At 49.0% G+C, this 11,629-nt stretch carries 9 protein-coding genes; 2 read left to right on the forward strand and 7 right to left on the reverse strand.

The genetic code is table 11. The features are described from left to right. Window positions 1-179: 179 nt before the first annotated feature. A complete protein-coding gene (gene speC, locus QZN42_RS03350; RefSeq protein ID WP_296954317.1) occupies window positions 180-2,345 on the forward strand; it encodes an ornithine decarboxylase in 2,166 nt (721 codons plus the stop codon). 113 nt (window positions 2,346-2,458) lie between these two features. On the opposite strand, the gene QZN42_RS03355 is transcribed toward speC, so the two are convergent. The 7 genes from QZN42_RS03355 to QZN42_RS03385 all read right to left on the reverse strand — a co-directional run bounded on the left by QZN42_RS03355 (window position 2,459) and on the right by QZN42_RS03385 (window position 10,590). After that, window positions 2,459-3,124: a TetR/AcrR family transcriptional regulator gene (locus tag QZN42_RS03355; protein ID WP_296954318.1), complete on the reverse strand. Its 666-nt coding sequence runs from the start codon at window positions 3,122-3,124 to the stop codon at window positions 2,459-2,461. Window positions 3,125-3,137: 13 nt separating this feature from the next. Beyond that, window positions 3,138-4,256 carry an ABC transporter permease gene (locus QZN42_RS03360; RefSeq protein WP_296954319.1) on the reverse strand — a complete coding sequence of 373 codons (1,119 nt, stop codon included), beginning with the start codon at window positions 4,254-4,256 and terminating at the stop codon, window positions 3,138-3,140. Beyond that, window positions 4,253-5,362 carry an ABC transporter permease gene (locus QZN42_RS03365; RefSeq protein ID WP_296954320.1) on the reverse strand — a complete coding sequence of 370 codons (1,110 nt, stop codon included), beginning with the start codon at window positions 5,360-5,362 and terminating at the stop codon, window positions 4,253-4,255. Before QZN42_RS03365 ends, QZN42_RS03360 begins: the two co-directional genes overlap by 4 nt. Then, complete coding sequence (locus tag QZN42_RS03370; protein ID WP_296954321.1) at window positions 5,359-7,107, reverse strand: ATP-binding cassette domain-containing protein; 1,749 nt, start codon at window positions 7,105-7,107, stop codon at window positions 5,359-5,361. Before QZN42_RS03370 ends, QZN42_RS03365 begins: the two co-directional genes overlap by 4 nt. Window positions 7,108-7,113: 6 nt before the next feature. Next, window positions 7,114-8,130, reverse strand: coding sequence for an efflux RND transporter periplasmic adaptor subunit (locus QZN42_RS03375; RefSeq protein WP_296954322.1), 1,017 nt, complete (start codon window positions 8,128-8,130; stop codon window positions 7,114-7,116). Window positions 8,131-8,148: 18 nt separating this feature from the next. Beyond that, window positions 8,149-9,654, reverse strand: coding sequence for an efflux transporter outer membrane subunit (locus tag QZN42_RS03380; protein ID WP_296954323.1), 1,506 nt, complete (start codon window positions 9,652-9,654; stop codon window positions 8,149-8,151). A gap of 420 nt (window positions 9,655-10,074) precedes the next feature. After that, entirely contained in the window at window positions 10,075-10,590 is a 516-nt protein-coding gene (locus QZN42_RS03385) for a flavin reductase (protein ID WP_296954324.1), read from the reverse strand. Between the two features lie 101 nt (window positions 10,591-10,691). On the opposite strand from QZN42_RS03385, the gene QZN42_RS03390 reads away from it, so the two are divergent. After that, entirely contained in the window at window positions 10,692-11,543 is an 852-nt protein-coding gene (locus QZN42_RS03390; RefSeq protein WP_296954325.1) for a DMT family transporter, read from the forward strand. Window positions 11,544-11,629 lie beyond the last annotated feature (86 nt).

Here is an 11,629-nt window from a genome sequence, read left to right on the forward strand (position 1 = left end):
AACTGAATTCTGCAAAAAATGCCTGTCTCTTTTTTATGTGCGGACGGTCCGGAGCAGAAAGGAAAAATTTTCTGCAAATTCTTTAAATTGGCTATTTCCGTTTCCCTTTATTTTCTATAAAATATAGGCAGTTAAAGTTGAACTTTCCAGGTTATCCTGCTTTATATAAAGGAGGTATTATGAACAAGCTTAAAATTGCTTACTCCGACCACGCTTATGAACTTTTCGGTGCCCTTCCCGGGCGGGAATCGGTGCGTGTGAATGATACGGACTTTACCGATGTGGCTGCAGTCATTATGACGGATACGGATACTGATGTCCTTTCAAAAGAAATGATTTTTTCCTTCAGGATTCCGGTGCTTCTCATCCGCACGAAATCGGAGCCCGTATCCGATGAAGTCATAAATAAAGTCTATCGTGTCTTTGATCTGAACAGTACGGATCGGGATTTTTACAAGAGGCAGGCTGAAAGCGCGGCCGACCATTATGAAGATGCTCTTCTTCCGCCATTTTTCAAAGATTTAAAGAAATACGTGGAAAACGGGTATGCCCAGTTTGACTGCCCCGGTCATCAGGGGGGCGCTTATTTCAGGAAACATCCTGCAGGCCGCGCATTTTATGATTTCTTTGGAGAAAATACTTTCCGCGCCGATCTCTGCAATGCCGATGTAGCCATGGGGGACCTCCTCATCCATGAAGGACCGGCCCTCTCAGCCCAGAAACATGCGGCCAGAGTTTATAATGCAGATAAAACGTACTTCGTATTAAACGGCACTTCCACTTCCAATAAAGTGGTACTGAATGCAGTCCTGACGCCGGGAGATATCGTCCTTTTCGACAGAAATAACCATAAATCCATCGCCCATGGAGCTCTTGTCATGGCCGGAGCCACTCCTGTCTATCTGGAAACGGCAAGAAATACCTTTGGTTCCATCGGAGGGATTCTGGACCATTGCTTTAATGAAGAATACATCCGGAAACTGGTGGCTGAGAAAGATCCGGAAAAAGCAAAGGCAAAGCGGCCTATCCGTCTGGCAGTCATCCAGCTGGGCACCTATGACGGATGTATTTACAACGCAAGGCAGGTGGTAGACAGAATCGGCCATCTCTGTGATTATATTTTCTTTGACTCTGCCTGGGTGGGTTATGAACAGTTCATTCCCATGATGAAGGACTGCTCTCCCCTGCTCCTTGATTTAGGTCCCGATGATCCGGGGATTTTTGTCACCCAGTCCGTCCACAAACAGCAGGCCGGTTTTTCCCAGACTTCCCAGATTCATAAAAAAGATGTCCACATCAAAGGGCAGGCCCGCTATGTATCCCACAAGCAGTTCAATAATGCTTTCATGATGCATGCTTCCACCTCCCCTCTTTACCAGCTCTTTGCAGCCCTCGATGTGAATGCGAAGATGCAGGAAGGAGAAGCAGGCAGAAAGCTCTGGCGGGATGCAGTAAAACTTGTCATCGAGACAAGGAAACAGATTCTCCGGAACTGCCATTATATCTATCCCCTCGTTCCACCCACGGTTTATGGGAAAAAATGGGAAGAAGGGGATACGAAAAAAATGGCTTCCGATATGAACTACTGGGCCTTTGACCCAGATGCAAAGTGGCACGGATTCAAAGGATACGGCAAAGGCCAGTACTTCATCGACCCCATGAAGCTCCTCCTCGTTACAGACGGTATCGATGCAGAAAAAGACTGCTATGAAGAATTCGGCATTCCGGGAAATATCCTGGCCAATTATCTTCGGGAAAACGGGATCATTCCGGAAAAGAACGACCTGAACGATATCCTCTTCCTCATGACGCCTGCCGAAAGCACGACGAAAATGAATGATCTGGTGGCAAAGCTCATCCGTTTCGAACAGCTCATCGATGAAGATGCGCCGATGTCTTACGTACTCCCATCCATTTACAAAGCTTACGAAGAAAAATACAGGGGATATACCATCCGCCGGCTCTGTCAGGAAATGCATGACTTTTACAAAGACAGGGAAGTCTCTACCCTGCAGAAAAAGCTTTTCCTGAAAGATTATTTCCCTGCCTATGCCATGAATCCCCAGCAGGCCCAGTATGAATTCATGCGGGGCCATGGGGAACTGGTGGACCTGGAAGAGGCAGAAGGACGAATCGCACTCGAAGGAGCCCTTCCCTATCCGCCCGGTGTCCTCTGCGTCTATCCCGGTGAAAAATGGTCAAAAACAGCCGTCGACTATTTCCTGGACCTTGTAGAAGGCATCAATGCCCTCCCCGGCTTTGCTCCGGAAATTCAGGGTGTTTACGTACAGGAAGGACCTGACGGAAAGAAACATGCTTACGGGTATGTACTGAAGGAAAAGTGATGAGTTGTTAGTTGTCAGACATTAGCGATCAGCTATCGGCCTATAGCGATTAGCCATTGGCTGTTTCCAGAGAAATAAAAATCGTCAGTCTCATTTCTGAGGCTGACGGTTTTTTATTTTGTATTTTTTATTTCTTCCTTAATCCTGTCAAGTCCGCCGAAGATGAATTTTTCTGTCAGCTGGAACTGGGCGTCCGGACTGTTTTCTTCCCGCCCTGACAGACGGTACAGGATGGACCCCGCCTGCTGATGGCCTGAAAGAAGGAGAAGGAAGAAAGGAGCCATAACCGTGAAGAAGCAGTGAGCTACCCTGGGATCTTCGGGCAGAATTCCCAGGTATTCGCTGAGTACTTTCATGACAGGCCCCAGTTTTTTACTGACGATTCCAGCCGTATACTCCACATAGAGGGGCGTGGGCTGCACCATTTCCCGAATAGCCACGCGAATCTGCCAGCTGTCGGAAAGGATAGCATCCCTTAGATAAATCTGCAGGAATCCCCTCAGTTTTTCTTTTACCGATGCCGCTCCTTCGGCTACCTCCCTCAATTCAGAAAGAGGAAGCACATGATTGTACACATTTTCCAGTACTGCCTGATAAAGCCCGTCCCGGCTGCCGAAGTGGTAATTCACAGATGCCAGGTTAACCCCCGCCATCCGGCAGATATCTTTGCTGGTGGTCCTGTCATAGCCCTGTTCCCCGATGAGCCGGCCTGCGCATTCGATGAGTTTATTTCTAGTTTCCTCCCCGTCTTCCCGGGAGGCTTTTTTCATTTTCACCATACGTATCCTCCTTTCAGTTCAAGCTGTGCCGGAAAAGATAGGCCGCAAGAGACAGAGTCACTGCCGCGATACAGGAAAGCGGAATGAAATTCATATATAGATCCCCCAGAGTGAGACCTTCCAGATAAATCCGGCGAATCAGCTCAAGAGCAAACCGCAGCGGGTCTATATAGGTTATCATCTGCAGTGCTTCCGGCATATTGCGGATGGGAGTAACGATGCCGGACAGAAGGGCCATAGGCACCATAAATACGATGGTATATACAAGCACCTGCTGCATATTTTTGGAAATAGAGGATACGATAAGCCCGCAGCCTGTAGACGATAGAAGGTAGAAGAAAAGAGCCGTATAGAAGGTCACAAAAGAACCTGCAAAGGGTACCTGGAACCAGAAATAGGAAATACAGAATATGATCGTACACTGGATAAACCCGACAATGATTGGCGGTACTGCCTTACCGATGAGGATGATGGCCGGTGAGACAGGAGCCACAAGAAGCTGCTCGAAGGTTCCCTCCTCCCTTTCTCTGGCCACTGACAGGCCGGACAGGAGGAAGACCTGGGCAAAACTCATGAGGCCTATAATTCCCGGAAGGAAGAAATACCGGGTAATCTGGTTCGGATTGAACCAGGTACGGGAATCAATGGTGACCGGAGCGGTCCTCCCCGCCCGGTCGAGATTGTACTGACCCACGATTCTTGCCGCATAACCGGACGCAAGGCCGCTGGTCATGGTATTTCTTCCGTCAGTGATAATCTGGATAGGTGCCGTTTCACCGGCATCCAGTTTTTTCTGGAAATCCCGGGGAATGACGATAGCCATCACTGCTTCACTCCGGGAAATATAATTTCCCATTTCGGAAGGAGAAGGAAGAGATGCCACCCGGTGGAAAAGAGTGGTCCCGTCAAACCGGGAGAGTAAATCTGCCGACGCCTGGCTGTGACACATATCGACTGCCACATATGGCGCATCTTCCAGATTGTAATTGGCTGCATAACCGAAGAGAAATCCAAGTACCACGACCGGTACGACCACAATCCGGCGGGTGGCAGGATCTTTGAAAATAGAAAGGATTTCTTTCCGGCATATGACGAGAAGCTGCTGGAGGATTAATGCAAAACCTTCCATCATTCCACCTTCTTTCTTGTCATACGGAATGCGGCGGTTACAAATATGGCCGCATAAAGGAGAAGAATACCTCCCTGCTTCATCAGCATTTCCGCATCTGTTCCTGAAAGGAAAAGAGACCGGATGCATACAAGGTAATGGGAGAAGGGGAGAATCTGCCCTACCGTCTGTACCACGACAGGCGTATTTCTAAGGTCAAAGATAAATCCGGAAAGAACGAGGCAGGGCAGGAAGGAAATCAGGAGGGAAAACTGGCAGGCCAGGAACTGCCGCTTCGTAATGGCGGAAATAACGAGACCTATCCCTAATGCCACAAAAAGGTACATCATGGAAATCAGAAGCACCACCGAGAGAGCTCCCTGCATAGGAACTTCGAAAAGATATCGGGAAAGGATGAGGCAGATGCCCATGCCCAGCATGGCTACGCAGAAATAGGGAATCATTTTCGCCAGTACCAGCTCCACCGGTTTCACAGGAGTCACAAAGAGGGATTCAAAAGTCCCTCTTTCCCATTCTCTGGCCATGACCACGGCTGTCAGCATGACCCCGATGATGGTCATAATGAGCATGATAAGTCCCGGAATAAAGAACCAGGTGGAAGAATTGGCATCATTGAACCACATGCGGTTTACAATGGCTACACCCCCATAACCGGCTAGTCCCTTCCTCATCATCCAGGAGGTAATGCCGCTTTCCACGTAACCCCCGGTACTCATGGCCGTAGCCGTTTCCACTCCGTCCAGAATGACCTGGATGCGCCCCCGTCCTTCATAGACGGCCGTGGAAAAATCAGAAGGAATATCTATAATTACATTCACTTTTCGGTCAAGGAGCAGTTTTTCCGCATCCTGCCTGTTTGTCGCATAGGTGGGTTCGAAATAATCAGAACCATTCAGGAAAGAGACCGCATCCTGGGCAAAGGGAGAAGGATCTTCCAGTACTACTGCAGTGGGCACATTTTTGACATCCAGAGAAATACCGTAACCGATAATAAGGATGAGGATGATAGGAAGGACAATGCCCAGAAGAAGGGAGCTGGAGTCCCGGGAGAGCTGGAGGAATTCTTTGTAAATGAGCGCTTTCATGCGTCTTGTAAAGCCTTCCATCATGCACCCTCTCCTTTCTCTCTTGCCCCTTCTACAATAGCAATAAATATATCGTCCATATCCGCTTTCGGCTTTCCCAGCTTTTTACGGATTTCAGAAGGACTGCCAATAGCCAGCAGATGTCCGTTATCCTGAATCATAAACCGGTCGCAGTATTCTGCCTCTTCCATGAAATGAGTGGTAATGATAATCGTAGTCCCTTCCGCGGCAAGCGTCGTAATCTGGCGCCAGAAATTTCTCCTCGCCAGAGGATCGATACCGGAAGTCGGTTCATCAAGAAATAAAATTTTCGGTTCATGAAGAAGGGCACAGGCCATGGACAGACGCTGCTTGTAGCCTCCCGGAAGATCCCCCGCCTTCATTTCAAGCCGGTCGGACAGATAAAACTGCCGGGATACTTCTTCGATTCGTTCTTTTAGCCTTTTAGGCGTAAGTCCGTAAACACCGCCATAAAATTCAAGGTTTTCCAGGACTGTCATATTGCTGTACAGGGAAAATTTCTGGGCCACATAGCCGATATTCGCCCTGGCCCTTGTCCTTGCCTTTCTTAAATCTACCCCGGCCACGGAAAGAAATCCGCTGGTTTCGGGCAGAAGACCGCAGAGCATTTTGAAAGTCGTCGTCTTTCCTGCGCCATTTGGTCCGAGAAGTCCGAATATTTCTCCTTTGTGCACTTCAAAGGACGTATGGGCGACTGCCGTGAAATCGCCGAATTTCTTCACCAGATCTTTCACGATGATATTGACTTCTTTCGATGGCCTTCCTCCGCTGTCCAGGGCTTTCTTCTGTTCTTCTGCAGGCGGGAGCATTTCTTTTTCTGCCTGATGGAGAAGAATCATAAATCCGTCCTCCAGCTGCGGCTCAGCCGGCACTGCTTCCAGCTTCTGCCCTGCCAGGTATGGCACCGGTTCCGTGCCTTTCGTTATAAAATGAACTTCTCCGCCCCTTGGCACCGCATCTACTACATGGTCCTGATCATCCAGAAGGTGGGCCTGAAGGATGCGGGTCGGCACCCCATGCGCCGGGCGAACCCCGAAACAGTGCCCTTTTCCGATATTTCTCAAATCCTCAGGACTTCCGTCAGAGAGGATGCGCCCTTTATTTAATACATATACATGAGAGCACATTTCCGCCTCATTCATGTAGGCAGTGCTGACAAAAACGGAAAGCCCCTCTTCTTTTACAAATTCTTTCAATATTTCCCAGAGCTCCCGGCGGGAAAGAGGATCCACCCCCACCGTCGGTTCATCGAGAAGAAGCAGATCCGGCGAACGGACCAGTGTGCAGGCAAGGCCAAGTTTCTGTTTCATCCCGCCGGAAAGTTTACCGGCAAACCGGCCGGTAAACCGTTCAAGCCCCATCATTTCCAGCAGTTTTTGAAACCGGGCCGGCCTCTTCTCTTTAGGTACCCCATGAAGATCGGCATACAGGTTCATATTTTCTGACACCGTTAAATCTTCATAGAGACCGAATTTCTGGGGCATGTAGGAAATACGGCTCTGTATTTCTTCCGAATCTTTCACGGAATCAAGCCCCAGTACCGTGAGATTCCCTTCTGTCGGATCCATCAGTCCGCAGATAAGACGCATGAGAGTGGTCTTACCGGCACCATCGGGTCCGATGACTGCCGTAAGTTCCCCTTTTCTGACTGTCAGGTCGATATGATCCAGGGCCGTCAGGAATTTTCCGCCGGATTTAAAAACTTTGGCCAGTTTCTCCGCGCAGATGATCGTATTGTCCAAAGTCATCACCCTTTACAGTTTCACCTGTACCGTAGCCGGCATACCCATACGGAGTCTGTTATCCGGGTCCGTCACATAGACACGGACTTCATAGAGAAGTGCCGTGCGCAGTTCACTTGTTTCCACATTTTTAGGAGTAAATTCAGCGGTGGAGGAAATATAGCCCACCTGGCCCTCGATGCTGTTTTTCGGATCACTGTCGATGTAAACTTCTGCCTTACTTCCTTCATGGATTTTTCCAAGGTCCGTTTCGGGCACATAGACACGGACCCATTTTTTTGAATTCAGGGAAATACGGTACACCGGTTTCTGGGGAAAAGCCATGTCTCCCGGTTCGAGAAGTCTGGAACGGACAACCCCGTCCGATGGAGCGACAAGTTCAGACTGGGAGAGAGTATACTCCTCCCGTGCCAGGGTATTCTTCAAACCTTCCAGCTGCGCTTCGCCGGCTGCCACATCTTCGCTTCTGGGACCTGCAATAGCAAGATTATTGGCTTCTCTGGCCTGATTCATCTGTGCTTCTGCCACTTTCAGCTTTGTCTGTGCATCTTCCAGTACCTGGCGGCTCACTGATTTTCCCTTAGATGCATTGTAAGCATCCAGTTTTCTCTGATAATCAGCAGCGAGGAAATCTCTTTCCGCCTCCGCTGCATCTACCTTTGCCCTGGCCTGAGCCAGATCTTCGGCGCGGGTACCATGATGAAGCTTGTCCACCTGGGCTTCCTGGGCGCCTATATTGGCCTTTGTCACTGCAATCTGGTGCATGAGGTCTTCTGTTTCCAGTCTGGCCAGTACCTGGCCTTTCGTCACCTGGTCCCCTTCTTCCACATACATTTCAGAAATACGGTCACTGTTTCTGAAAGCCAGAGAAACTTCGCGAAGGTCCACATTCCCTTTCAGCGTCAGTTGGGAGGCCGCTTCCCTTTCAGCGCTCTTTTCCCTGTACATATAGGATCCAAAGCCCAGCACAACGATGACGATGAGCAGGATGACGATGATTTTTTTATTTGACTTGATTTTTTCCAGCATTTTTCTGCACCTCTGCCCTTACTTTACCTCAACTGCTGCCAGTTCTCTTTCATCCAGCGGTTTCCAGCCGCCGCCCAGCGCTTTGAAAAGGGAAATCATATCTGTCAGTTCCTGTCCTTTGGCCAGAGTATAGTTCTGGTCAAGAGAGAGGTAATGTCTCTCTGCATCAAGGACTCCCATATAATCGGAAAGGCCGTAACGGAACTGGTTCCGGGAAAGCTCCAGCGCTTCCTTTGCCTTGTTTCTGCCCTGTTCCAGGGAATCTTTCCTGATTTTATCCTGAGAGACGGCAGTCATGGAATTCCTGACTTCCGCCGCCGCTTTGAGCACTGTATTTTCAAATTCTGCCTGTCTTTCCGTTTCCCTTGCGCTCTGGATTTCCACCTGCTTCCTGAGAGCTCCCCCGTTAAAAAGGGGATACGTCACGGAAGGCGTAAATCCAAAGGTCCTGGCACCGGCGGAAAAGAGGCTGCCTCCCAGAGTGGCAAATCCCAGAAGTCCCAGGATGGAAAATTTCGGTTTCAATTCCGCTCTGGCTTCCTTCGTTTTTGCAATCTGGGAAAGCCAGGCCATTTCTGCCGCATGCACGTCCGGCCGCTGGCGGAGCACATCGGCGGGGACAGCATTGTAAAGCTCTGCGTCTATCTCCGGAAGGGGTGCCGGTTTCATGAGTTTTTCATTGAGCTCTCCGGGAATAGTACCGGTCAGTATGGAAATACGATTGAGGGTCCCGGCTATATCTTTCTTCAGTTCCGGAATTTTTGATTCTGATTCATGAAGCGTGTAAGAAGCCTGATCCGCCGGCAGGGCGGAAAGAAGTCCTTTATCCTCATTCACCTGAAGAAGGTTCAGATTTTCTTTCTGGTTTTTTATATGGGCTTCCGTCACCGCCAGTTCTTCCTGCAGGGTCCGGAGGGTAATATAATTCATGGCCACTTCGGCTGAAATGGACACCCAGGTGCTGTAAAGCATGCCTTCCCGGGCGGAGAGGGCATATTCGGAAGATTTCACATTTGCCCGGTTCTTTCCCCACACGTCAAATTCCCAGGACGCATCGATTCCTGCATAACTCAGATTATGATCGGTTTCAATGCCCATGCCCGGCATCTTTTTCATGGCAGACGGAGTCACATCGGAAACAATCGTATCCGGCGCTTCCGCCCTCGCCCATCCGGCACCGGCCTGCAGCCAGGGCACTCTCGATGCTTTACTGATCCCTACGGCCGCTCTTGCTTCCCGGAGTTTTCCTCCCGCCGATACCAGGTCCCTGTTATTGGCAAGAGATAGATGAATCAGTTCTTCCAGTGTATCGTCATGAAACAGGGTCCACCACTCGGAAAGGAGCTCCGGCGAAAGAGCCGCTCCCTTTTTTTCTATATAATATGGATTCTCATACTTCCCTGCCAGGCTTGTCCAGGAAGTTTGACGATAGTCCATGTCCTCTGCCCCTGCTGCCTGCGGGAAAGCGCCCAGGGCAGCCATGAGGATCCATGCGCAAAGGGCCGCTTTCTTTTTCCTGTCCATCACTTTACCTCCCCTGTCGGTGCTATAGAATGTATCCGGTCAGGTATTTCCGGAATACGGACAAAATTTTTCTTATTGATGGCCTCATTGTATCAAATTCAAATTTGAATTTCAATTATTTAACCTGTCAAATTTAATAAAAATCTAATAAAATTTTCCCTTCATTTTGTACTATACGTATAGAAGGCAGTAAAGCTTTTCATCAGCACCTGTTCGTGCACAATTTCCGGAAAACAGATGGAAAGGCTGAGCCCCTTCGAAAGCGGTACCGCAAATCAAAAATTTCATACAAGCCCTTTCTCAGCTCTAACAAACGCAAACCGGCGGGAATTGATGATCTACTCATCTTCCCGCCGGTTTGCGTGTTTTAAATGATCTTCCTGTTATGCTAAACACTAACAACTAAAAACTAACCACTAATCACTCTTTTTTCAGCACTTTCACGATTTCACCCATGTAAATGCTGTGATTGTTATTGGCATGATTGCCGGAATTCCACGCTTCATAGACTTCATGGTTCGTGTAGAATTCTTCCTTCATTTCATGGGTATAAATCTTTTTGCAGACGAAAATGAGGTCTGCTTCTTCAACGCCTGTCGCCGTATCACCGATGAATGCAGGATGAAGCCCGCTGCCTTCAAATTTATCGCCATCCCTGCCGGAATGAGAACCCATGTAGCTTTCCTGTTTCTTATAGGATTCCGGCAGGAAAGACAGGGTGAAATAATCCTGGGAATCGAGAATGATCTTCGTATAGCGGGTCTGGCGGATATAGACCGTGGCCACCGGCTTTCTCCACATGATGCCGAAACCGCCCCAGGTGACCAGCATGGGGTTGCACTTTTCTTTATTTCCTGCCGTGACAAGGCAGTACTTCGTGAGGTCGGTAAACGGATTGATGCCGCATTCTGCGACGGGAATTTCTTTAAAGGACATGGTAAGTCTCCTCTCTATAAAATCTATGAAAATTATACCATATTTCATCTGTCTTTAAGAAAAATATGGTAAAATAAGTGCACCTTGAAAAGGAGACTGCCATGACACAAAGACAAGCCGATTTACTTTTACTGAGCGCCGCTTTTCTCTGGGGCTCTTCCTACGGCCTCATGAAGCTGGGAGCGGAAACGCTTACACCCGTTTCCATCGCTTCCATGCGCTGTCTTTTTGCCTTTCTCATCCTCTGCCCCTTTTTCCTGAAAAGATTAAGAAATACAACGGCAGAAATACTCAAATACAGTGCCATCACCGGTTTTCTCATAGCCGGCGTCTTTATCGGTGTCATTTACGGGGTCATCGGTACGTCGGCAAGTACCGCAGGATTCCTGATTTCCACCTCCGTCATCATGGTGCCCCTTCTTCATGCCATTTTCACGGGTAAATGGCCGTCTCTTCCCGTTTCAGCAGGAACCATCATCGTCACCGCCGGACTTCTTATCTTTAACGGAGTCACCGGCTTCACGATGGATCAGGGATTTATCCTCTGCTTAGGTGCCGCTTTTCTCTATGCGTTGGATATCCTTTTCACAAATACCTTTGCCCGACGCATCGATTCTTTGCTCCTTGGCATCTGGCAGCTTTTCTTTGCAGCCATCTTTGCGGGAATCGTCAGTTTTGCCCTTGAAAATCCCATATGTCCCTCCACCATCAATGAATGGGTAAGCGTCCTGGGTCTCGCCATCTTTTCCACCGCCTGGGGTTTCACCGTGCAGGCCATGGCCCAGGAATATACGACTCCCGAGCGGGCAGCCTTTATCTTTTCCCTGGAGCCTGTCTTTGCAGCCATCTTTGCTTTCTTTGTGCTGGATGAAGAAATGGGAATCACTGCCCTTCTCGGGGCAGCGCTCATTCTTATTGGCGTATGGGTGGCAGGAATCAAGCGGAAAAATTGAAAATATACATTATTTTCAGAGGCTTTGCAGGTTACGTTTTTAGTTCTTGGTTTTTAGTGAAATCAGGCGCCTGAGGCGCCTTTTTT

Source organism: uncultured Dialister sp., assembly GCA_900314595.1.
GTDB lineage: Bacteria > Bacillota > Negativicutes > Veillonellales > Dialisteraceae > Dialister.